The sequence below is a fragment of the Candidatus Methylopumilus universalis genome, from assembly GCF_006365315.1.
GTDB lineage: Bacteria > Pseudomonadota > Gammaproteobacteria > Burkholderiales > Methylophilaceae > Methylopumilus > Methylopumilus universalis.
The window spans coordinates 1,129,432-1,153,769 of the sequence record NZ_CP040968.1 but is presented as its reverse complement, the minus strand read 5'-3'; the positions used below and the strand labels follow the sequence as shown (position 1 = coordinate 1,153,769).

Genomic DNA, 24,338 nt, shown 5'->3' with positions numbered 1-24,338 from the left:
TGCTCGTTATTTTATTAATTTAAATATTTTGCCCGACGCTTACTCTAGGTATATTATGGATATCAAAATATACTTCAATATTCTTAAAGTTGTTTAATTCAAAAAGTTTTCTAGTCTCATGCTGCTGATCGTATCCATGTTCTATGAAAAGCCAGGCATCTCTATTCATATGATTTTTAGCATGTTCAATAATATGCGCTATCGCTGTCATTCCAGTTGGGCCTGAGATCAGAGCATGGATAGGTTCATGCTTTAAATCTTCTAATAAGTGAGGATCATTGTCTTCTAGATAAGGTGGGTTACTTACAATGACATCAAATTTTGTTTTGGCTAAAGTACCAAACCAATCACTTTTTTGAATGGTTATATTGAGCGCTTGATGAAGTGCAAGGTTTTCTTTTGTATTTTTTAAAGCATCTTCAGATTGATCAATGAGCATCACTTTTGAAAGCGGTCTTTCAAGGGCTAATGTGATACCAATAATTCCGGTCCCACATCCTAAATCGAGCATATTGAATGTGTCGCGCTTATTTATTTTTGAGAGCACTTTTTCAATGAGTATTTCAGTATCCGCTCTCGGAATAAGCACATTCCGATTGACTTTAAATGTTCTTCCATAAAAAGACCATTCACCTAAAAGGTATGGAAGTGGGATGCCAGATATTCTTTTGTCCATGATGCTTTGAATTTGCGCTTGATCTTCTCTATTAATAGGCTGTCTATTTTCTTGAATTATTTCTTTTTGACTAATCTTTAAGACATATTCCACAATAAAACGAGCTTCGAGTTTTGCTTCATCCAGCGAATAAGCAATATTTTGATGGAGTTTACTTTCAGTATTTTTTAATACATCACGAAGCGCTACCACATTTTAATCCTCTGCAAAACCTGCAAGAAGATCAGCTTGGTGCTCATTAGATAATACATTGATGAGTTCTTCCATATCGCCATCGGTAATCGCTTCAATTTTATAGAGCGTTAAATTAATACGATGATCGGTAATGCGTCCTTGAGGATAATTGTAGGTGCGAATACGTTCGCTTCTATCACCACTCCCGATGAGAGATCTACGATCCGATGCTAATTTAGATTGTTGTTCGCGAATTTGTGCATCACGAATACGCGCCGCTAAAACACTCATTGCTTGCGCTTTATTTCGATGCTGTGACCTATCGTCTTGGCATTCCACCACAATCCCAGTAGGTAAGTGTGTAATGCGGACAGCTGAATCGGTTTTATTAATATGTTGGCCACCTGCACCTGATGCACGATAGGTATCTAGTCTAATTTCGGCTGGATTAATGATTACATCACTAATTTCATCGGCTTCAGGTAATACGGCAACCGTGCAAGCCGAAGTATGAATTCGACCTTGTGTTTCTGTATCAGGCACACGTTGCACACGGTGACCGCCTGATTCAAATTTCAACTTTGAATATGCCCCCTGCCCAATTATTTTCATGATAATTTCTTTGTAACCACCGACTTCAGATTCGCTCGACGAGACAATTTCCATTTTCCAACCCTGGCGTTCCGTATATCTTGAATACATCCTGAATAAATCACCTGCGAATAAAGCCGATTCGTCACCACCAGTGCCAGCACGAATTTCTAAGAAAATATTTTTTTCATCACTTGGGTCTTTTGGTAGTAATAATTTTTGTAAGTTATCTTCAATCGTGACAAGTTTTAATTTGCATTGCTCAATTTCTTCTTGGGCAAATTCTTTCATCTCAGGGTCAGAAAGCATACTTTGTGCTTCATTTAAATTATCTTCATTTTTTTTGTAGGCATGATATTCATTTACTATAGGTGTGATATCTGAATGTTCTTTCGTGATTTTCCGATAATGATCCATGTCATTGGTAATCGTTTCAGAACTTAATAAGGTATTAAGCTCCTGAATGCGATCACTTAATGCTGCTAATTTTTTTTGCATGGAAGGCTTCATGGCATTTAATCTTTAAGTGGGTAAATTTTCTTTAATGTTTTGGTGAGCAGCTCATGTTCCTCGCCTTTAGCTTGGTTCAGGGCCTGGCTTGGGTGATGAACAAACTTATTGGCTAAAGCCTTACTTAGCACGTCTAAAACTTCTTCTGGCTTCATGCCTTGTTTTAGAAGTTTTTGTGCTTTTTTAAGTTCAGTGATGCGATAACTTTCAGCATGGTCACGAAGCGCTTTAATCGTAGGCACGATAGTACGCGTTTTAAACCACTGCGTGAAATCTTTTACGTGATGATCAATCATTTTTTGAGCTTCAATGGCTGCAGACTGGCGATTGGTTAAGCCTTCTTCAATGAGGTGAGATAAATCATCGACGGTATAAAGATAAACATCACTAAGCTCCCCTACCTCAGGTTCAATATCACGGGGCACCGCAAGATCAACCATAAATATAGGTCGATTTCGTCTTGTTTTAAGAGCGCGCTCCACCATGCCTAAGCCCACAATAGGTAATTGGCTTGCAGTAGAGCTTAAAACAATATCGAACTCATGAAGACGATCATAGAGTTCAGAAATAAGACAGGCATCACCCTTAATTTTTTTAGCTAAAGCCAAGCCTCGATCAAGAGACCGATTCGCGACCGTCATGGATTTAGGACGTCTATTTTTAATATGCTCAGCGCAAAGTTCAATCATTTCACCTGCACCAATCAGAAGTACTTTTGAGGTTTTTAAATCTCCAAAAATACTTTCTGCAAGCTTGATAGATGCGGCTGCCATAGAAATTGAGCTCATACCGATATCTGTTTTGGTTCGGACTTCTTTGGCTACCGAGAATGTTTTTTGAAAAAGCTTATTGAGGAGAACGCCTAACGAACCTGTATTTTCAGCGGTTTTAATGGCCTGCTTCATTTGGCCTAAAATTTGTGGCTCACCTAACACCATGCTATCTAAACCTGAAGCCACACGAAATGCATGTTGAATGGCTTCTTGGTTTTCATAGACATAAAGATGGGATTCAATGATTTTTAATTTGATACCGTGATATTTACAAAGCCAATTGATGATGATTTTAGGGTCGCGAGCTTTGGCGTAGATTTCACTGCGGTTGCAGGTAGATAAAATAGCTGCTTCGCTCACTTTATGCTCCATAAGGTCAAGTAAGGCTTGGCTTAAATGATCTGGATCAAAAGCGACTTTTTCGCGGATCGCAATGGGGGCTGTGGTGTGGTTAATGCCTACGGTATAAAGCTGCATGTGAATATTCTTAATCCGACGCTTTAGCTTCACGCCATTTAAGAGTTAAAATAGCTATTTTACAATATCTCACTCAACTTTCATTTGGGATCACTAGAAATATGGATAAAACATTTAGAATTGCCCCCAGTATTCTTTCAGCGAATTTCGCGAAACTTGGCCAAGAAATTGCCGACGTCATTAAATCAGGAACTGATATCGTTCACTTTGATGTGATGGACAATCATTACGTACCTAATTTAACGATTGGCCCTTTAGTTTGCGAAGCCATTCGTCCAGTTACGGATGCCATTATTGATGTGCATTTGATGGTAAAACCGGTAGACCGCATTATTCCTGACTTTGCAAAAGCAGGGGCTAATATCATTACTTTCCATCCTGAAGGCTCGGAGCATATTGATCGAAGTCTTTCATTGGTGCGCGACTCAGGATGCAAATCAGGATTAGTGTTTAACCCAGCGACCCCACTTGATTACCTTGATCACGTGATGGATAAAATCGATATGATACTTTTAATGTCTGTGAATCCAGGGTTCGGCGGTCAAAAATTCATTCCTGAGACACTTAATAAACTTAGAATCGCACGTCAAAAAATTGATGCCTATTATGAAAAAACAGGTCGTCAAATTTGGTTAGAAGTTGATGGAGGCGTGAACGCTAATAACATCGCAGAAATTGCAAAAGCCGGGGCTGATACTTTTGTTGCAGGCTCTGCTATTTTTGGTGCTGGTAAAGATACTGACCCTAATCGTTACGATACTGTGGTGAAATCATTACGCGCATCACTCGCAACTGTTTAATTTAAAAACGCGCCAACAAATGTTCGTGCGTTTCTATCATGACCACCTTAATCACATCAGACAAATTTAATAGCTACAAGGCTGAAGGTTTTAACTTCATTCCTTTAGTTAAATCTTTTGATGTGGGTCATGAAACACCTTTATCGATTTATCAGAAGTTAGCTAATCTTCCCTTTTCATATCTTTTGGAATCGGTTGAAGGAGGCGAACGCTTTGGTCGTTATTCAATTATTGGGCTTCCCTCTCAAAAAAGAATTGTCATTCGTGGAGATGTGATTGAAGTGATTGATCAGAATAAACTCATTGAAAAAGAAACCACGCAAAATCCACTCAATTTTATTCAAAATTATCTAAGCCAATTTAAAGTGCCTCACGATTTAGAGTTACCTCGATTTGCAGGGGGGTTAGCGGGTTATTTCGGGTATGAGACGATTCAATATATTGAAGCTCGACTAAAACATAAAAAAACAAAAGACACGTTAGGTGTGCCTGATATTTTATTAATGCTATCTGATGAACTTATTGTGGTCGATAATGTAGCAAAAAAGATTTTTATTGTGAGCTATGCGGATCCGTCTATTAAAGATGCTTATGTTTTAGGTGTTGCAAGATTAGATAAACTTTATGATCAACTGCATCAGTCAATTAAGATAGAGCCGCTTCAAACATTAAATCTCACAGAAGCAGAGTCAGAGTTTGGCGAAGAAGCATTTAAAAAAGCTGTTGAAAAAGCAAAGTCTTATATTTTTGAAGGCGACATTATGCAAGTTGTGTTATCGCAAAGAATGTCGCAAAAATTTGAAGCTCCCCCATTAGCGCTTTACGAATCGCTTCGAACGTTAAATCCCTCCCCCTACATGTTTTATTACCATATGGAGGATCATCATGTGGTGGGTGCGTCCCCTGAAATTTTAGTGAGACTTGAAGATGAAACAGTGACGGTAAGACCTATTGCAGGCACGCGGCCTCGCGGCAAAACTGAAGAAGAAGATTTGAAATTAGAAAAAGAATTATTAGCCGACCCTAAAGAATGTGCAGAACATGTGCAACTCATGGATTTAGGTCGTAATGATATTGGACGTGTCTCTCAATCAGGCTCTGTGAAAGTCACGGACAATATGACCATTGAACGTTATTCACATGTCATGCACATTGTGTCTAATGTAGAAGGCAGATTAAAACCCAATATACATGCCATGGATGTTTTGAAAGCAACTTTCCCAGCAGGCACAGTGAGTGGTGCGCCTAAAGTTCGTGCGATGGAAATTATTCATGAACTAGAACCTAGTAAGCGCGGTATTTATGCCGGCGCTGTGGGTTATTTAGGTTTTGATGGTGATATGGATGTGGCCATCGCCATTAGAACAGGGGTAATAAAAAATAAAATGCTTTACGTACAAGCGGGAGCAGGTATTGTGGCCGACTCTATTCCACATAACGAATGGGTTGAAACACAAAACAAAGCGAAAGCCGTATTACGTGCCGCTGAAATTGTGCAATCAGGAAAATAAATTATGTTACTCATGATTGATAACTACGATTCATTTACTTATAACCTTGTTCAGTATTTAGCTGAGCTCAAACAAGAAGTTGAAGTGTATCGCAATGATGAGATTACGATTGATGAAATCAAAAAAAAGAATCCTCAGTATATTGTGTTGTCTCCTGGCCCATGCACCCCCAATGAGGCAGGTGTTTCTTTAGAGGTGGTCAATACATTCAAAGGGGAGATTCCCATTCTAGGTGTTTGCTTAGGCCATCAAACGATTGGCCAAGCATTTGGGGGAAAAATTATTCATGCTAAAACATTGATGCATGGCAAAACTTCAAAAATTCATCATATAGATCAAGGGGTATTTAAAGACTTAAAAAATCCATTCACAGCGACACGTTATCATTCCCTTGTGATTGAGCGTGCAACATTACCTAGTTGTTTAGAAGTAACGGCATGGACCGATGATGAAGAAATTATGGGGGTCCGTCATAAGACACTTCCGATCGAAGGCGTTCAATTCCATCCTGAATCAGTGCTCACTGAACATGGACACGATCTATTAAATAATTTTTTAAAAGCATATGGCTAACATGAACTCAAAAGAATTATCTGTGAGAGACTTTATGCAGTCTTTAATGTCAGGTGTCCTAAGTGACGACATTATTGAATCTTATGTTTTAGCTTTAAATGAAAAAGGTGTGACTGCAGAAAATATTTTTGACGCAGCAACGGTGATGCGTCAATTTTCAAAGCAAGTAGTGATTCAGGATAAAACACATTTAGTCGATACCTGTGGCACAGGAGGGGACGGCATTCAAACATTTAATGTGTCTACCTTGAGCGCGATTGTAGCCGCAAGTGCGGGTGTGAAAGTGGCGAAACATGGCGGCCGCTCAGTATCATCTAAATGCGGTAGTGCTGATGTATTAGAAGCCCTAGGTGTGAATGTCAATTTAACAGCAGACAAAGTGGCGTCGCTTGTGAATGAGATTGGTATTGCTTTTATGTTTGCACCCAACTTTCATCCAGCGATGCGATATGCAGCACCGGTTCGAAAAAAATTAGGCATCAGAACCATTTTTAATGTTTTAGGGCCTCTAGCAAATCCAGCATTGGCAACGCATCAAGTATTGGGTGTTTACGATAAGTCGCTCACACAAACTATGGCAGAGGTGTTATCAAAACTAGGAAGTGAACATGTCATGGTGGTGCATGGTGAAGATGGTATGGATGAAATTTCAATATCAAGTCGAACCACTGTTACAGAGTTAAAAAATAAAACGATCACAACTTATACTATTCAGCCTTCTGATTTTGGATTGGATGTAGCAGATCTTAAAACGATACAAGTAGAAAATGCGGAAGCATCAAAGGCTATGATGCTTGATGTGCTAAATGGCAGTCAAGGTCCTCATCGCAACATTACAATTCTTAACGCAGGAGCAGCTATTTATATCAGTGGTATTTCTTCAACTTTAAAAGAAGGTATTGCAAAAGCTGCATCAGTGATTGACCAAGGTTTAGCATTAAAAAAATTAGAAGCACTCAAGGTGGCGTCACATGGCTAATATTCTTGATACGATCATTGCCACTAAATTTGAAGAAATTAAAGAATCACAAAAAATTAAATCACTGAATCAACTTAAAGATGAAGTGAAAAATTCTCCTCAACCTAGAGGTTTTATAAAAGCCATTGAAACACAACTCTCAAAAAATAAAGCGGCTGTAATTGCTGAAATTAAAAAAGCGAGCCCATCTAAAGGTGTCATCCGAGAAAATTTTAATCCGAAAGAGATTGCAATCTCTTATGAAAAAGGTGGGGCGACTTGTTTATCTGTTCTCACTGACCAAAAATATTTTCAAGGCCATGCCAATTTTTTAAAAGAAGCAAAAGCTGCATGTAGCCTTCCCATATTACGCAAAGATTTTATGGTAGATCCTTATCAAATTTATGAAGCGCGTGCCATGGGTGCTGATTGTATTTTACTTATTGTCGCAGCACTTCGTTTAGACATAATGCAAGAGCTAGAAGAAATTGCACACACTTTAGGCATGAATGTATTAGTCGAAGTACATAATCAAGAAGAGCTCGATCTGGGATTGCAATTAAAGACAAGACTTCTAGGTATTAACAATCGGAATTTAAAAACGTTCGATGTTTCGCTCACAACCACTTTTGATTTATTAAAAAATATCAGTGCTGACAAAATTATTGTGACTGAGTCAGGGATCTTTACATCAGATGATGTGAAGTTGATGAAAGATCATCATGTGAATACCTTTCTCATCGGTGAAGCTTTTATGCGAGAATCTGATCCAGGCCACTCTTTAAAAAATTTATTTCAATTTTAAATATTATGGAAAATTCGAATAGACCCAGACGAATGCGTAAAGATGAATTCTCGCGTCGATTGATGCGTGAACATCATTTGCGAACAGATGATTTAATTTACCCCGTATTTGTGATGGAGGGACATCAAAAAGAAGAAGCGATTCCATCCATGCCAGGCATTAAACGTCAAAGTGCTGATCTTATTATTGATATCGCAAAAGAATGTTTCAAATTAGGTATTCCTGCGATTGCATTATTTCCAGTGATTGATGCGTACTTAAAAACAGAAGATGCGAAAGAAGCTTATAACCCAAAAGGCCTTATTCCAAGAGTGGTAGGGCTATTAAAACAACATGTACCCCAACTTGGCGTCATTACAGATGTAGCACTCGATCCTTATACAAGTCATGGCCAGGATGGGTTGATTAATGCGTCAGGTTATGTCCTGAACGATGAAACAGTGGAAGTCTTAATCAAACAGGCTTTAAGTCATGCTAAAGCTGGGGCTGATATTGTGGCACCGTCCGATATGATGGATGGCCGCATCGGCAAAATTCGCGAGGCTTTAGAAAAAGAAGGATTTATTCATACAAAAATTTTAGCGTACTCAGCAAAATATGCTTCTTCATTTTATGGGCCCTTTAGAGACGCAGTGGGATCATCTCAAAATTTAGGTAAGTCTGACAAAAATAGCTATCAAATGGATCCAGCGAATACCGATGAAGCTTTAGTCGAAGTTGAACTCGACATTAACGAAGGTGCTGACATGGTGATGGTGAAACCTGGCATGCCATATCTTGATATTGTCTATCGAGTTAAAACTAAATTTGGCGTGCCGACTTATGCTTATCAAGTAAGTGGTGAATACGCGATGCTGAAAGCCGCTTCGCAAAATGGTTGGCTGGATGAAAAAGCGGTTGTGATAGAATCTCTTTTAGCTTTTAAGCGAGCAGGTGCTGATGGAATATTAAGTTATTACGCGATGGAAGTTGCAAGCTGGCTAAAAGATTAGCTAACTTGTTGTAAACCTGAAAAAAAACTTACCCATTTTTGATTGATAGCTTCATAAGTAAAACTGGGGATTATATTCTCTTGAGCCTCTAAAACTTGATCATGAAAAAAATTTGGATTTTGCAGTAAATCAATAAATTTTTCTGAGCGAATATCTGTAAAATATTTACTGAATTCCTTGTAAGATTCCATTCCATCAGCTGCTGTCGGGAGTCCAAGTGCCAAAGCAGTAATAAGTCTGTTTGAGCTTACGCCAGCTTTTTTTGGGTCATTTGGATCTGAGGGGATAATAGCTAAATCGCAAAATTTTGCAGTATTTATCATTGCATCAATAGACCATATTCCCAAGTGTATAGATAAATTCTTAGAAATATTAATTTGATTTTTATTAAAAATATCTAAACCTTGTTCGTTAGATAATACATAAAGTGCGATTTTATTTTCTAATTTGTTCAAAGTATTTATGAATTTAATTAAATAATTAATATTTGAAGCATGACCAAACCAAAAAATTTTTTTAAAATTAGATTCTTTTGATCTCGGTTTTAAGATTTCTATTTCAATGACATCAGGAATTATTTCTACAGGAACTTCAGTTTTTTGCTTTAATTCATTTGATAAAAAAGCGGAAGATGCAATTGCAGCATCAATATATAGAAGAGATTTACTATAAAAAGAAGACATGGAAGACTTGAAGTTAAGATGATTATCTGTGTAATCTAATATAATTTTTGTACCATTTTCTTTTTTTTTGTTAATTTGATCTAACCATAAATTTTCTCTGTAATTGTCTGATGACCCTCCAATTTTTCCTATAACAATGAAATCAGGGTTTTCAATGATTAAGTCTCCAAAAGTTACCGTATAAATTTTTTGATTTAAGAAAGCTGAAAGTCTTAGGCGAATGCTTGCCAAATTTGAATTTTTTATCAATTCTAATTGCGGATTCTCGTATGGCACAAACCAATGAATAGTTTTCATTATTTTCTGATTCTTAAAGGCTCAACCTTCATTTTTTTTCGTATTGCAATAATGCTATTAAAAAATTCAATTGAGAATATTTCATTTATTATATCTGGGTATGTTTTAACTTCAGGGCGTAAGTCACGAGGTAATTTAAAGCGTTCTTTTCTGTGCTGAGGATTTATGAAATCTATATTTAGCCTTTCTGAAAGTCCTTTAAAGTAATCATAGAGACCAATGCCTAGAAAGCTTTCTTGATGCTCATGGCTATAGTTTGTATGAGTATCTTCAATGATATATATTCCACCTTGGGCTAAATGAGAAAAAAGCTTTAAGAAAGTTAAAATCATGTGGGATTGAATGTGAGAGCCATCATCAATAATAATATTTAAATGAGGAGTTAGTTCGAATATTTTCTGCAAAACATGGTCGTCTATTTGTGATCCAATTAATATATGATCAGCAACCACAGTTTCAAGAATTTTACATCTTGGATCTATATCAAGCCCTATAATTTTAGATTCTTTTGAGAAAAGATTTTGCGCTATTTCCAATGACCCTCCATTTTGAACGCCAATCTCAAGAAAATTAACTTTGGATCCATATAAATGGCCCAAAAGATGATCATAAATTTCAAAATAATGCTCCCATTTTTCAGAAGTAAAGTTTCTTGGTGCGTTAAAAGCGTCTGAAAATTTCATTTTTTAATTAAACCTTATAATTTAAAGTATAGTTAATTAAACCACTTTTTTCCCCAACGATTCTCATATCGCGAGGCTCTTTAAGCTTGAATTGTGCTGCCTCTTGTCTTAGATTAATTAAACCAGCCTCATGCATTAATCTTCCAAGAGAATTTGGGGTGTATCCCCATCTGTGAACCATCAAAGGATCTTTCCATTTTGGGTCGCCATAAAAAACCCACATAGTTCTTTGCCCTTCTGCTCCTGGACCAGAAAAAGCATCAGGATTTTTTAAAAACTCTTCACATGCGGATTTCAAATTAGGGCATTCAATAATCATTTTTCCGCCAGGCTTTAATACCCTAACCCATTCTTTTAAAACATCCAAAGCCTCCCATCTCCAGAAATGTTCTATAACATGAACAGAGAGTATTTCATCGGCGTAATTATCATTAAAGGTTAATTTTTTAATATCACACAAGATATCAGGTTTTTTATCAGAATATCTTTCTGAATCAATATCAACATTTATGTACTCTGGGATAATTTTATCCCCACAACCTAAATTTAATTTAATCATGCCAAAATTAACCTCTCTATATATTTTATGGACCCACTATTTCTTTTAAATTTCAAAGATCCAATATCAAAGATCATAAGTTCAATAGGCCCTTGAGAGCCAGCAATAATTAATATTGGAATTTTTTTTAATTTTAGATCTCGCGTTTCGTATGGTATACCAAGATTGAGTAAAAAAAACTCAATCTCTTTCATGGAATCAGCATATAGTTCAATATGAGTTTTAGGGTACCGTCCGATTGCGCCATCTAATATTCCGCCTATTAAATGAGGGTTAAAAGCACTTAATTTTTTCATTAGATTTAATGCTTCAAGTCTTAATGCTTTGAGACGCCCCTCATGCTCTTTATTTAAAAAAATCGCTTGATGTTCTTTAATAGCATCATTAATTTCATTATTTGAAGGCAAGACATCGCCATCCATCAGCCCAAAAAAATTAGCCGCTTTACGTTTTGCAAATGCATAATCGCTAATTCCTTCTTCGACCATCATTTGCGCAGCTTTATGAGCCACCTGAAATCGAATATGTTTACTTTGTCTTGCCATATGAAACACTTTTTTTAAAAATTAATTGAGGAGATGTATCTCATTATGTGGTGGAAATTCTAAGTAGAAATACTCATTCACGCCTTCTTCATTTTCATAAGCCGGTGTACCTGTATCTGATTTAATTTTGCGAATCATGACACCATCAGGCATCGCATAATTTTGTATAGGAACATCTTTGAGGGCGGTCTGCATATATTTAATCCATATAGGAAGGGCAGCCTGAGAGCCTGTTTCATCTTTACCTAATGATTTAGGCTGATCAAATCCAATCCATGCAATGGCGACTTGCGAAGGCGTATAGCCTGCAAACCAAGCATCTACTTGATTATTTGTGGTGCCTGTTTTGCCTGCAATATCTGATCGACCTAATGCCTTAGCTTTTTGAGCTGTTCCTTTATTGACTACGTCTTGTAAAAGGGTCGTCATGATAAATGAATTTCTAGGATCAATGACACGCGGTGTTTCTTCATTTTGAAACATTGTATTGGTTTGATCGATGACTTGACCCTGACTATCAACCATCTTTTCTATGAGGTAAGGTTTTTTAAGATAACCTCCATTTGCAAATACACCATATGCAGTCACCATTTCGATAAGTGTGGCAGAGCCGACACCTAAGCCCATCGATAAGTAAGCAGGATGATTTGCAGGGTCAAAACCAAAGCGTGATGCATAGTCTTGTGCATAAGGCGCACCAATTGCTTTTAGTACCCGAATAGCAACTAAGTTTTTAGATTTTGCTAAACCATTACGAAGTCTGATATGTCCATCAAAATCATTATCATAATTTTGTGGATCCCAATCCATTCCACTTCCTGTTTCAGCTGCTGAGAAATGAAGTGGCGCATCATTCACAATAGTGGCAGGTGTAATACCTTTTTCCAAGGCTGCAGAATAAATGAAGGGCTTGAAAGTTGATCCAGGCTGGCGTTTCGCTTGAGTGACATGGTTATATTTATTTCGATTGAAATCAAAGCCGCCAACGAGGGCTGTAATGGCCCCTGTTTGAGGATCCATTGAGACTAATGCCGCTTCTACCTTAGGAAGTTGTACTACCTCCCATTGTTTATTTTTTTGAATCACACGAATAATAACGCCTGGTTTAATTTTTCTATTTTTAGGATCTTTGTCACTCAAGGTTTTTTGAATGAGGGCTAAACCATCATTTTTAATATCAACCATATCTCCTTTTTTAGTGAAAGCTTGAACATATTTAGATTCAGCTTTAATAACCACGGCTGGAATAAATCCGTTGTATTCTTCTATGCCATCAAGCGTGTCTGAAATCTTAGTTTTTTGATCTTCGAATTTTTTACCTTCCAAATCAATCGTTTTTTCAGGGCCTCGATATTCATGACGACGATCGTAATCTAAAATGCCTCTTAATACTGCTTCATTAGCCGCCTCTTGGTTGGCTTTCTTAATGGTGGTGTAAACCTTAATACCACTTGTGTAGATATCATCTTTATATTGATCATAAAGCACTTGTCTTACCATTTCAGATGCATGATCAGCTATTAAATCTCTGGATTGTCGCGACTCCTTGAAATGAAGCGTTTGGTTCATCGCTTCTTCAAAAGCTTTTTGATCAATAAATTCATAACGCAACATATTTTTTAAGACTTCACGTTGGCGTTGAATGGCACGTTTTGGATTGGTAAATGGATTGTAATTAGAAGGAGCTTTCGGCAGGCCTGCTAAAAGCGCACATTCAGCCAAAGTGAGTTTTTCTAGAGGCTTGCCATAATAGACGAGAGCTGCTGCTCCAAAACCGTAGGCACGTTGACCTAAATAAATTTGATTAATATAAAGCTCTAAAATTTGATCTTTATTTAAATTTTTTTCAATTTTATAGGAAAGAAAAACTTCACTAATTTTTCGTCTTAAAGTTTTATCAGATGAAAGAAAAAAATTACGTGCGACTTGCATCGTGATCGTACTCGCTCCCTCATGTGAGGCACCTGCTAAATTTTTGACAATCGCACGTCCAACACCGACAGCATCAACCCCTTTGTGTTGATAGAAACGACGGTCTTCAATTGCCAAAATAGCATTCTTCATTTTTTTAGGCACATTACGAATTTTAATAAAGGCGCGACGTTCTTCACCAAACTCAGCCATGAGGAACCCGTCTGAGCTATAGACTCTTAAAGGTAGTTTAGGACGGTATTCGGTCAGCGATTCGAGAGAGGGTAATGAGGGTATAACTAAGGCAATGGTTAAAGCAATTAATGCTCCGATGGCTGCCAAGCTTATAAAAAACCACAACATGAGACGTTTTATGAAAGTAGGTTTTGCCATAAGTCTTTTTTGCGATTTAAGAGGGGTTAATGAGTCTTATTATAAAAGGTGTTGAAGATTATTTGTAGGCAATTCGAACCAGAACTTCATTAATCCCTTAAAATAATCAGTATTCTTGAATATAAAGCTAGTTCGTCATGGCAACGATTAATGACAATATTTTTTTTGTAGGACTTATGGGCGCAGGTAAAACGACCATAGGTAAATTGTTAGCCAAAAAACTTAAAAAAACTTTTTACGATACCGATCATGAAATTGAAAAAAAGTTGGGTGTTAAGGTCTCGGTGATTTTTGAACTCGAGGGTGAAGAAGGTTTTCGCAAAAGAGAAACGCAAATGATTGATGAGTTATCGAGTAAAAAAGATATTATTTTAGCGACAGGTGGGGGTGCGATATTAAGTGCAGAAAATCGCGCGCTTTTAAAAGAAAGAGGTAAGGTTATATATTTAAATGCCAAGCCTCAACACTTAGCAAAACGTATGGCTTACGATAAAGATCGGCCACTTTTACAACAAGGCAATATGCTAGATACATTAAATCAATTATATAAAGATAGACATCCTTTATATTTAAATGTGGCGTCATTCGTCGTCGACACTGGACAACAAAAAACACAAACGATTATTAATAAAATTGAGTCATTATTAAGTTAGACACATGCAAACACTAAATATTCAATTAGAGAATCGATCCTATCCTATTTATATTGGAGAGGGCTTGCTGTCTCAAATTAAACTCATCGAATCTCACTTAAAACAAAAGCATGTGGCGATTGTCACTAATACCACGGTCGCACCTTTATATCTTGATCCATTGTTATCCCTTTTAAAAGGGCATGGCATTAAAGCGTTTCCAATTATTTTGCCCGATGGCGAATCTTATAAAAACCAAGAAACCTTAAATCTTATTTACGATGCACTTTTAAAAGAAAAATGTGAACGCACGGTCACACTCATTGCATTAGGAGGTGGCGTCATAGGCGATATGACAGGCTATGCCGCAGCGACTTATTTAAGGGGCGTACCTTTTATACAAATTCCAACTACACTTTTATCTCAAGTGGATTCTTCAGTCGGTGGCAAAACAGGGATTAATCATCCCATGGGTAAAAATATGATTGGTGCTTTTTATCAGCCGCAATGCGTGATTGCAGATATCGATACTTTAAAAACATTACCCTCACGAGAATTTTCAGCAGGTATGGCAGAAGTGATTAAGTATGGGCTCATTCGTGATGAGACATTTTTTAATTGGCTTGAAAAAAATATTGAAGGCCTTATGAAATTAAATTCATCTCTTTTGATTGAAGCTATAGAGCGTTCATGTCAAAACAAAGCGGATGTGGTGGAGATGGACGAACATGAATCAGGTGTGAGAGCTACATTAAATCTTGGACATACGTTTGGACATGCCATTGAAAATGCAATGGGCTATGGTGTTTGGCTTCATGGCGAAGCAGTGGCAACCGGTATGGTGATGGCAGCTCATTTATCAAAACTCATGGGCTGGGTAAAGGGCGAAGAATTTACTCGCATCATTAAACTTTTAAAAGAAGCAAAACTTCCAACTGATCCCCCAAAAATAAGTGAGGATCAATATATGGAACTCATGAGCATGGATAAGAAAGTCGTAGATGGCAAAATTAGATTGGTATTACAAAAAGGTATTGGCGACTCTGTGATCACAAGTGATTACGATACGAAACATTTAAAGACCACACTTCAAACTTCAAATTTTTTAGCATGATGAAGTTGGCACCTTATGCTGCACATCCAGAACAATCTCGCGGCCGACGTTTTATAGAAGAAACCTCAACTTTAAGAAATGATTTTCAGCGCGATCGAGATCGCGTGATTCACTCCACCGCTTTTCGTCGTCTTGAATACAAAACCCAAGTGTTCGTGAATCATGAAGGTGATTTATTTAGAACCCGTTTAACGCACAGCTTGGAAGTCGCTCAAATTGCAAGAAGTATTGCAAGAACCCTAAACCTCCATGAAGATTTAGCAGAAGCCATAGCTTTAGCTCACGATTTAGGCCACACACCTTTTGGCCATGCAGGACAAGATGCCTTAAACCGTTGCATGAAAGAATATGGTGGCTTCGAACATAATCTTCAGTCGCTTCGTGTCGTTGATCTTTTAGAGCAAAGATATGCCGAATTTGATGGACTGAATCTCACCTTTGAAACAAGGGAAGGCATCTTAAAACACTGTTCTATTAAAAATGCAGAAAAGTTAGGTGATGTGGGTCAAAGATTTTTAGATAAAACAGAAACAACACTCGAGGGACAGATTGCAAATTTTGCGGATGAGATCGCTTATAACAATCACGATATTGATGACGGTATTCGTTCAGGACTTTTAACGATTGATCAATTGATGGAAGTCTCCCTTTTTAAAGAGCATGCTTTAAAGGTCAAAGCCCTTTATCCCGATTTACCTCAAAAAAGACTTGTTCATGAAACCATCCGCCGAATGATCCATAGTTTGGTGGATGATTTATGTCGCACGAGTCTCTCCTATATAAAGGTATCAAAACCAAAAACCGTAGATGAGGTAAGGCTTAATGGTCCCATGATTGATTTTTCGACCGAGATGGCAGAAAAACAGCTTGAGTTAAAACAGTTCTTAAGGAAGTCTTTATACCTTCATCCTAAGGTAACTGAGATGACAGATAAGGCAGTAAAGACCATTGAGGGTCTATTTAAGGTATATATGGACAACTTAAACTTAATCCCTTCAGACTATCAATCCATCGGGCGAGAGGAAAAACCGCGGGTCATTGCGGACTATATTGCCGGCATGACGGATCGCTATGCGATTCGTGAGCATGAAAAATTACTTATAAATCAATAGGTTAAATTAATTTTGTTGTAAATTTGCAACAAAAACCTATAAAGCTTCACAAATGTCGTAAAAAACACTAAAAATACTTGCGGTAGCTCAGTTTGATGACGCATAATTCTCGTAACCTTCTTAATGAGGCTTTATATTCATTGGGAAAGTTCGCGAACTTTCTCATCAAGCAATTGATGAGGTTTTAAAAAAAACTAACGGAGAAATCTATGAAAATTAATAAAATGAAATTAGCCGTAGCAGGTGCAGTTTTAGCATCAGCTTCATTAGCTAATGCTGGTATTATAATTCCAGCGGGTGATTGGACAGTTGACATCAGTGGTAACGTTAACTCATTTGCAACTTACAGCAAACAAGAAGTAAGAAACACTGTTGCTGGTGGTTTAACTGGTATTGCAAACACAAACCCAACTGGCAGTGCTTCAAATATTACCACAGGCTTATTACCTAACTTCTTATCAATTGGTGGTACAACTCGCCAAAATGATTTGGATGTAGCATTCTTAATCAGCATTCAACCAGGTTCATCTGAAACTGGCGCACTAAGCTCTGGTACACAAAATAATCGTCAAGCTTATTTAACATTTGGCGACAAATCATGGGGTTCTATCAAGGTTGGTAAAGATTTAGGTATTTTCGCTTCTGATGCAATTCTTAGCGATATGACTTTACTTGGCGTTGGCGCTCCTACATCAGCAGGTAACAATACAACACTCGGACGTATCGGTGCTGGTTATCTTTATGCAGACTGGAAATCACAAATTGCTTACACAACTCCAAATTTCAGTGGCTTCCAAGCTACTGTTGGTTTAACACAAAACTGGGGCGCAAATCGTGCTACAGGTACTAAAAATGCAGCCTCAACAACTACAACAGCTGTAACTTCTGCAGCTTCTGCAATTTCAGTTGTTACAACAACTACTGCAGCAACATTCTACAGTGCAGCTTCTTCAAATCGTTCAGCACAAACAGCATACGAAGGTAAAGCTTCATATAGTTTTGCTGCAAATGATGTAACAGGTAAGATCTGGGTTTCAGGTATTGCTAATAAGGTTTCTGACTTAGGAGCAGGTGTAACTGTTAATGATTCAGTAGCTTATGCTGGTGATATCGGTGCAAATGTTAATGTTGCTGGCTTTGGCTTGACTGGTTACTACTATGGTGGTCGTGGTATTGGTACGACAGGTCAAATGTGGGACGGTTATGCTACAAATGGTAACTCACGTGATTCAAACGGTGGTTATGTTCAAGCAACTTATGCATTGCCAACAAAAACTAAAGTTGGTATTAGCTGGGGCACAAGTAAACTTGATTTAGCTTCTGGTGAAACACTAGCAACAGGTGCTAACGTAGCTTTGGCATCAGGTTTGGTTGTTAAAGAGAATGAAATGTGGACAGGTGGTATCTATCACCCACTTACTAAGAGCTTAAACTTAGTAGCTGAATATTCACACTTAAAATCAGAAAACCATGCTGGTCAAGAAAACAAGAACAATACCGGTTCATTAGGTGCGATCTTGTTCTTCTAAGATTAAGTTCTTAGTTGTTACAATAAAACGGCATTCCAAAAGAATGCCGTTTTTTTATACTTAATAAAAAATGAAAACAAGTTTGTTACATAAGAAACTAGAAAAAGCGCAAGGTTTTTGCCATGAAAATAAATTAAATGAGGCAAAAGAAATTTATTTGGAAATTATCAAAGTCGCCCCGAATCTTCCCGAGGCCTTAAATAATTTAGCTTTAATTGAATTTCAAAATGAAAGATTTGAATCTGGAATTTTATTCCTAGAAAAATCCATTAAAGCAAATCCAAATCAATTAGCAGTGCATATAAACATTGGAAAGGCTTTTGTGGATACTGGCAATCCAGCGAAAGCTATTGAACATTTTGATTTAGCAATAAAACTTAATTCAAATGTACCTGAAATTTATTACAATCGTGGAAGAGCTTTACGACAATTATCGCAATATGACAAGGCGTTAGAAAGCTATACTCAAGCCATAAATTTAGACCCATCATCTTATTTTGCTTTCAATAATAGAGCCATAGTATTTAATATTTTAGGAAGACATATTGAAGCTCTTTCAGACATAAACAATGCAATTAAATTAAATCCTAAATATTTAGACGCTTATTTATTAAGAGCTATAACAAATGAAAATCTTGAAAGCTATGATAAAGCAATTCAAAATTACGATACAGTAATTAGACTCTTTCCATCAGCATATGACGCTTATAATTCGAGAGGGGTATTGTTATCCAAAAAAGGGAGAATTGAGGACGCAATTCAAGATTATGAAAAGGCAATTCAATTAAACCCTCACTTGCCTGATCCTTATAATAATAAAGCTGTGATATACATTGGGATGGAAAAATACAATCTAGCATTAGAAGAAGTTAATAAAGCAATCGCTATTATTCCGGATTATCCAGAGGCGTATAACACAAGAGGGGCAATTTACAATAAATTAGAGAAATATGAAAATGCGATTAATGATTTCACTTCCGCAGTAAAAATTAAGCAAGATTTTAAAGTCGCATATTGTAATTTAGGCATAGCTCTTCATGCCATAAGAAGAGACATTGAAGCAATACAGAATTTTAATATCGCGTTAAGATTAGATAGTGATTACATAGATGCTTTGATAAGCAGAGCAGCTTGCTTTCATGCTGTGAGGGAATATGAAAAAGCTATTGATGATTATAATAAGGCGGAAGTTTTAGATCCCAAAAATCCAGAAATATTTGCAAATCGAGCTGCAACATTAGTAGAGTTAAAAAAATTTAAAGATGCTTTAAATGATTGTGAAATTGCAATCGCTCTTAGGCCAAATTATGGAATTGCTTATAATAACAGGGCTTCAGTCTATTCAAATATAGGCGATTATGAGAAATCTATAAGAGATTATGAAAAAGCAATTCAATTTAAAAAAAATTTTCCAGAGGCCTGTATGAATGCTGCAATGGACTATCTCAAAACAAAAGATTTTGTAAATGGATGGCAGCATTATGAAAAGAGATTTGAAACACAACTGTACAATAATAAAATTATAAATAATATCAATTTATTAAAAAAACAAAGATTAACTAATTTTGATTGTGAAAATAAAAAGATACTTCTTGTTGCGGAGCATGGACTCGGAGATGAAATTCTTTATCTAAGCTTATTAAAAGAATTTTATAATGCAATAACATTAAAATATAATAAATTAATTGTGATGGTAGATCCTAGATTAATTGAATGGTGCGATCGATCATTTGATTCAATTGATTTTATTTCTTCTAAAACTCCAGTTGAAAAAATTGATTTTGATTTATTTTTCCCTATAGGTAGTATCGGTAACTTTTTTCGAAATGATGAAAAATCTTTTTCAAGACAAGCTATTGGATATTTAAAGCCAGACCAGATCAAATCTAAGGGTTTAAAAAAGTGCTTTGATAATGCATCTAAGTTTGTATGTGGGATCTCTTGGAAGAGTTCAAATAAAAATATTGGTCAAGATAAGTCTTTGACACTAGTTGATTTTCTTCCCCTGTTGAGAATAAGAAATATAGAGTTTGTAAATTTACAATATGGCGATACTGCTGATGAAATTTTTAATTTAGAAAAAAATTATAATATTATTATTAAAAATATAAGCGAAATTGATAATACAGAAGATATAGATGGCCTCGCATCACTTATAAATGCATGTGATTTTGTTGTTACTTCAAGTAATGTGACAGCTCACATCGCGGGATCAATTGGCAAAGAAACTTACGTTATAGTACCTTTTGCTAGAGGAAAAATATGGTATTGGCATATCAATGAATCGAAGAGTTTATGGTATCCTAAAGTGCATCAAATGCAACAAGTTAAAAACAGCGATTGGGAGATTCCTGTAACTGAAATAGCCAATAAAATTAGAGAAAAATTTAATGAATGAAATAATAAAAATTGTTGTGGGTTTTGATCAAAGAGAGTCTGTTGCATATCATACTTTTTGTCAAAGTGTAATTGAAAATGCATCAATACCCGTGTCTTTTATTCCCCTGGCGATTAACAATTTAAAAAATTACAAAGAAACACATACTGATCAAAGCAATGATTTTATCTATTCAAGATTTCTTGCTCCTTATTTAAATAATTTCGAAGGTTGGGCAATTTTCGCTGATGGGGACATGATTTGCCAATCAGATATTAAAGAGCTTTGGAATTTGAAAGATCCGTCGAAAGCCCTTATGGTGGTTAAGCATGACTATGAAACAAAAGCACATACTAAATATTTGGGAAATAAAAATGAAAATTATCCAAGGAAAAATTGGTCTAGTTTAATACTCTGGAACTGCTCGCATCCAAAACATAAAATTTTAACTCCCGAATTTATTCAAAATCAAACTGGTAAGTATTTACATCGTTTTTCTTGGTTAAATGATTATGAAATTGGCGATCTACCTAAAGAATGGAATTGGCTTGCGATTGAGTACCCAGAAAATAATGAAGCGAAATTAATTCACTATACATTAGGCACACCTTGTTTTAAAGAATATGAAAATACAGACATGGCAGATATTTGGTATAACACTTATAAGAGGGTAAAAGATGGCATTGGAAAATAAGATGAATAAAACTGTTAATTTTATTTTAGTGAGCTTTCTTTCCTTAGTCATTTTGAGCTGTGCAAATACAGATAATTTAGGCGATTTAAGCAAACGCTTTGATGATATTAAAAAGGTAGAAACTTTATTTTTTAATCAAATGCCACTTCCTAAAGATGCGCGCATCTCACCAGATAAATCCTTAATTTTAGGTGAGGGTGATAACTGGGCGGGACGTATTGAATTATCATCAAGTATTGAGCCTCTAGGAGCAAGCGCTTTCTTTACAAGCGAATACCCAAAATATGGCTGGCAACTTGTTTCATCGACTAAGGCTAAGTTAAGTATTTTGGTATTTACGGGGAGCACTCGAACACTTACTATAGAAATTACTGAAGGTGGGCCATTAGCTGCCAAATCAATGATTGTAATGACGGTTGCCCCTAAAGTACAAAATCAAGCAACGCCTGACTCAAAAAATTAAAATTATTTTTCGATTTTTAATTCTTTGACTTTTCGGGTTAAGGTGTTTCTACCTAAGCCTAACATTTCAGCAGCCTCAATGCGTCTTCCTTTTGTAAACAAAAGCGCTTCTTCAATTAAAATCTTTTCGAATGTTTTATTTAAGTGAGTCAGAATATCTTTCTGATTTTTGTTCAATGCTAATTGCACTTCTTGTTTGAGTGCATCTTTCCAATTAGCTGTCACTTCTTTATACATATCATTATTTTTGAGTTCAGGCGGCAAATCTTTGACATCAATATTTTGACCTGGTGCCATGACCGTTAACCAATGACACACATTTTCAAGCTGACGCACATTACCACTCCAATGAAGATGCGATAAATAATTTAAAGTGTCTTCAGATAAAATTTTTGTTTCCACACCTAATTGCTGTGCACTTTGTTGTAAAAAATGGCGGGCTAAATCTGGAACGTTTTCTGCACGCTCACGGAGTGCTGGTAATCGTAAACGAATGACATTAAGTCTATGAAATAAATCTTCACGGAAGAGGCCTGCTTTAACACGCTCTTCCATATCTTGGTGTGTTGCTGCAATGACTCTGACATTCACTTTAATTGGATTATGTCCACCGACTCGATAAAACTGACCATCACTTAATACACGTAAAAGTCTTGTTTGAAGGTCAGCTGGCATATCTCCAATTTCATCCAAGAAAAGTGTGCCGCCATCCGCTTGTTCAAAACGACCTTTTCGTAAAGCTTGCGCTCCAGTAAATGCACCACGCTCATGCCCGAAGAGTTCAGACTCCAATAAGTCTTTTGGAATCGCTGCTGTATTAATTGCGATAAAAGGTTTATCTGCACGAGGGGAATGTTTATGAAGGGCACTTGCAACCAGTTCTTTGCCACTTCCTGATTCACCATTAATGAGAACCGTGGCATGAGAACGACTCAGTCGTCCGATCGCACGAAAAACTTCTTGCATGGATGGTGCATGCCCAATCATCTCAGTTGAGTTTTCAAACAAGACTTCTTGATTCGTTTGCTTTAAAGATTCATCAATCGCACGATGAATAATTTCAATCGCTTGATCCACATCAAAGGGTTTGGCTAAGTATTCAAAGGCTCCTCCTTGAAATGCAGCGACCGCACTTTCTAAATCAGAATAAGCTGTCATGATGATGACAGGTATATGCGCAAACTTTTCTTTAATCACTTGAAGGAGTTCTAAGCCTGAGCCTTGCGGCATTCTAATGTCACTCACAATCACTTGCGGCTCTTCATCTTTGATGGCGGCAAGTGCCTCTTTAATCGAACTAAATGTTTTAAAATTTAAGTCAGTTCGTGCAAGTGCTTTTTCAAATACCCATCGAATGGATTTGTCATCATCGATAATCCAAATTGCTTTCATAGTGAAGGTCCTTGTGATTCTTGATTGTGAATAGAAATTTCTTTTGTATCTAAATCTTTAATCGGCAATAAAATCGTGAATGTTGTTTGCCCTGTTTCACTCTTACACTCAATCATGCCCTGGTGCTGACTTACATATGTTTGCGCGAGCGATAGACCGAGTCCTGAGCCACCTTCGCGTCCGGAGACGAGTGGATAAAATATTTTGTCGCGAATACCTGCAGGAATGCCAGGTCCGTTATCAATGATGTCAAGTTTAATACCAACACGGTATCGTTTTTTAGCGAGCATGATTTGTCGTTCAGCTCTCGTTTTAAAAATGATTAAACCTTGTTGTTGTTTTTCATGCATGGCTTGCACGGCATTGCGGGCAATATTAAGAACTGCCTGAATTAATTTTTCGCGGTCGCCAATAATATCAGGCAGGCTCGTATCGTAATCACGTTGAATTTTTATTTCATCAGGGGATTCGGCTAACAATAAACTTCGAACACGCTCCAAAACCTCATGAATATTTGTCGGTTCATATTTGGGTTTTTGATGAGGAACGAGCAGTCGATCCATCAGCGACTGCAATCGATCCGCTTCTTTAATAATAACTTGTGTATATTCTTTTAATGAAACATCAGGGAGTTCATGTTCTAAAAGTTGTGCAGCTCCTCTCAAACCTCCCAACGGGTTTCTAATTTCATGCGCTAAATTACGAATCAATTCTGAGTTCGCTTGTTGTTGAATCAACATGCGTTCTTCTTTTGCGATTCTTAATTGCTGATCCATTTGTTGGAACTCAAGAATATATCGAATCGGCTCAGTTTGAATGGGTGTAATGGTGCATGTCACAGAATAGGATTGATGTTTTAAAGTGGTAATTAAAAACTCATGTTCGCGATAAGGTGTATCACTATTTAAAGCTTGGCTGATGGCTAATTTTAAAATGTCAGAATTTGGAAATGCTTCGTCTAGCGCCATCTTGTAAATATGTTTAGCGCTGAGTCCAAATAAAATTTCTGCCGATGGATTCATATACAAAATATGACCTTCAATATCACATAGCAATACCGCACTTGCTAAGTGTTCAATCCCCTTAAGTTCTGGGGTTAAGGATGGCATCGTGGT

At 36.8% G+C, this 24,338-nt stretch carries 23 protein-coding genes; 13 read left to right on the top strand and 10 right to left on the bottom strand.

Annotation, left to right across the window (positions count from 1 at the left end):
* Positions 1–19: 19 nt before the first annotated feature.
* The 3 genes from prmC to hemA are packed head-to-tail and all read right to left on the bottom strand — an operon-like array spanning position 20 to position 3,201.
* On the bottom strand, positions 20–868 hold the full coding sequence (prmC, locus tag FIT79_RS06070) for a peptide chain release factor N(5)-glutamine methyltransferase (RefSeq protein ID WP_139875973.1): 849 nt from the start codon (positions 866–868) through the stop codon (positions 20–22).
* A gap of 3 nt (positions 869–871) precedes the next feature.
* Positions 872–1,951, bottom strand: coding sequence for a peptide chain release factor 1 (gene prfA / locus FIT79_RS06065; protein ID WP_139875972.1), 1,080 nt, complete (start codon positions 1,949–1,951; stop codon positions 872–874).
* Between the two features lie 5 nt (positions 1,952–1,956).
* The gene (gene hemA, locus FIT79_RS06060; protein ID WP_139875971.1) at positions 1,957–3,201 is read right to left on the bottom strand and encodes a glutamyl-tRNA reductase; all 1,245 of its coding nucleotides are present in this window, start codon (positions 3,199–3,201) and stop codon (positions 1,957–1,959) included.
* Between the two features lie 101 nt (positions 3,202–3,302).
* Between hemA and rpe the strand changes: the two genes are divergently transcribed.
* From rpe to hemB, 6 genes are read left to right on the top strand one after another with little or no spacing between them, the layout of a single operon-like run.
* Positions 3,303–4,001, top strand: coding sequence for a ribulose-phosphate 3-epimerase (gene rpe, locus FIT79_RS06055; RefSeq protein ID WP_139868550.1), 699 nt, complete (start codon positions 3,303–3,305; stop codon positions 3,999–4,001).
* A gap of 38 nt (positions 4,002–4,039) precedes the next feature.
* Positions 4,040–5,512 carry an anthranilate synthase component I gene (trpE, locus tag FIT79_RS06050; RefSeq protein ID WP_139875970.1) on the top strand — a complete coding sequence of 491 codons (1,473 nt, stop codon included), beginning with the start codon at positions 4,040–4,042 and terminating at the stop codon, positions 5,510–5,512.
* 3 nt (positions 5,513–5,515) lie between these two features.
* On the top strand, positions 5,516–6,085 hold the full coding sequence (locus FIT79_RS06045) for an anthranilate synthase component II (protein WP_139875969.1): 570 nt from the start codon (positions 5,516–5,518) through the stop codon (positions 6,083–6,085).
* Position 6,086: 1 nt separating this feature from the next.
* Positions 6,087–7,064 carry an anthranilate phosphoribosyltransferase gene (gene trpD / locus FIT79_RS06040; protein WP_223259663.1) on the top strand — a complete coding sequence of 326 codons (978 nt, stop codon included), beginning with the start codon at positions 6,087–6,089 and terminating at the stop codon, positions 7,062–7,064.
* Positions 7,057–7,848: an indole-3-glycerol phosphate synthase TrpC gene (gene trpC, locus FIT79_RS06035; protein ID WP_139875967.1), complete on the top strand. Its 792-nt coding sequence runs from the start codon at positions 7,057–7,059 to the stop codon at positions 7,846–7,848. The genes trpD and trpC overlap by 8 nt, the downstream gene beginning before the upstream one ends.
* 32 nt (positions 7,849–7,880) lie before the next feature.
* Entirely contained in the window at positions 7,881–8,840 is a 960-nt protein-coding gene (hemB, locus tag FIT79_RS06030; RefSeq protein ID WP_420898284.1) for a porphobilinogen synthase, read from the top strand.
* Here hemB and FIT79_RS06025 read toward each other — a convergent pair.
* Genes FIT79_RS06025 through FIT79_RS06005 form a run of 5 tightly spaced genes read right to left on the bottom strand, consistent with a single transcriptional unit; the run spans position 8,837 to position 13,911 of the window.
* A complete protein-coding gene (locus FIT79_RS06025) occupies positions 8,837–9,820 on the bottom strand; it encodes a hypothetical protein (protein ID WP_139875965.1) in 984 nt (327 codons plus the stop codon). The two genes, hemB and FIT79_RS06025, sit on opposite strands and share 4 nt — an antisense overlap.
* Positions 9,820–10,503, bottom strand: coding sequence for a class I SAM-dependent methyltransferase (locus tag FIT79_RS06020; protein ID WP_139875964.1), 684 nt, complete (start codon positions 10,501–10,503; stop codon positions 9,820–9,822). Before FIT79_RS06020 ends, FIT79_RS06025 begins: the two co-directional genes overlap by 1 nt.
* 7 nt (positions 10,504–10,510) lie before the next feature.
* Positions 10,511–11,062, bottom strand: coding sequence for a class I SAM-dependent methyltransferase (locus tag FIT79_RS06015; protein ID WP_139875963.1), 552 nt, complete (start codon positions 11,060–11,062; stop codon positions 10,511–10,513).
* Entirely contained in the window at positions 11,059–11,607 is a 549-nt protein-coding gene (locus tag FIT79_RS06010) for a hypothetical protein (protein ID WP_139875962.1), read from the bottom strand. The genes FIT79_RS06015 and FIT79_RS06010 overlap by 4 nt, the downstream gene beginning before the upstream one ends.
* Before the next feature lie 21 nt (positions 11,608–11,628).
* Complete coding sequence (locus FIT79_RS06005) at positions 11,629–13,911, bottom strand: penicillin-binding protein 1A (protein ID WP_139875961.1); 2,283 nt, start codon at positions 13,909–13,911, stop codon at positions 11,629–11,631.
* Between the two features lie 137 nt (positions 13,912–14,048).
* Between FIT79_RS06005 and FIT79_RS06000 the strand changes: the two genes are divergently transcribed.
* The 7 genes from FIT79_RS06000 (at position 14,049) to FIT79_RS05970 (ending at position 21,832) form a co-directional block, all read left to right on the top strand.
* A complete protein-coding gene (locus FIT79_RS06000) occupies positions 14,049–14,564 on the top strand; it encodes a shikimate kinase (protein WP_139868534.1) in 516 nt (171 codons plus the stop codon).
* A gap of 4 nt (positions 14,565–14,568) precedes the next feature.
* Positions 14,569–15,657 (top strand): 3-dehydroquinate synthase, encoded by a 1,089-nt coding sequence (aroB, locus tag FIT79_RS05995; RefSeq protein ID WP_139875960.1) that lies wholly within the window; start codon positions 14,569–14,571, stop codon positions 15,655–15,657.
* The gene (locus FIT79_RS05990) at positions 15,654–16,769 is read left to right on the top strand and encodes a deoxyguanosinetriphosphate triphosphohydrolase (RefSeq protein ID WP_139875959.1); all 1,116 of its coding nucleotides are present in this window, start codon (positions 15,654–15,656) and stop codon (positions 16,767–16,769) included. Before aroB ends, FIT79_RS05990 begins: the two co-directional genes overlap by 4 nt.
* Positions 16,770–16,993: 224 nt before the next feature.
* Positions 16,994–18,298 (top strand): porin, encoded by a 1,305-nt coding sequence (locus FIT79_RS05985; protein WP_223259633.1) that lies wholly within the window; start codon positions 16,994–16,996, stop codon positions 18,296–18,298.
* Between the two features lie 70 nt (positions 18,299–18,368).
* Positions 18,369–20,696: a tetratricopeptide repeat protein gene (locus FIT79_RS05980; RefSeq protein ID WP_139875957.1), complete on the top strand. Its 2,328-nt coding sequence runs from the start codon at positions 18,369–18,371 to the stop codon at positions 20,694–20,696.
* The gene (locus FIT79_RS05975; RefSeq protein WP_139875956.1) at positions 20,689–21,369 is read left to right on the top strand and encodes a glycosyltransferase; all 681 of its coding nucleotides are present in this window, start codon (positions 20,689–20,691) and stop codon (positions 21,367–21,369) included. The genes FIT79_RS05980 and FIT79_RS05975 overlap by 8 nt, the downstream gene beginning before the upstream one ends.
* A 1-nt stretch (position 21,370) precedes the next feature.
* On the top strand, positions 21,371–21,832 hold the full coding sequence (locus FIT79_RS05970) for a hypothetical protein (RefSeq protein ID WP_139875955.1): 462 nt from the start codon (positions 21,371–21,373) through the stop codon (positions 21,830–21,832).
* 2 nt (positions 21,833–21,834) lie between these two features.
* Here FIT79_RS05970 and ntrC read toward each other — a convergent pair whose 3' ends face one another.
* Together ntrC and glnL are read right to left on the bottom strand one after the other, a co-directional pair.
* Positions 21,835–23,223, bottom strand: coding sequence for a nitrogen regulation protein NR(I) (gene ntrC / locus FIT79_RS05965; RefSeq protein WP_139875954.1), 1,389 nt, complete (start codon positions 23,221–23,223; stop codon positions 21,835–21,837).
* Positions 23,220–24,332, bottom strand: coding sequence for a nitrogen regulation protein NR(II) (gene glnL, locus FIT79_RS05960; protein ID WP_139876108.1), 1,113 nt, complete (start codon positions 24,330–24,332; stop codon positions 23,220–23,222). Before glnL ends, ntrC begins: the two co-directional genes overlap by 4 nt.
* Positions 24,333–24,338 lie beyond the last annotated feature (6 nt).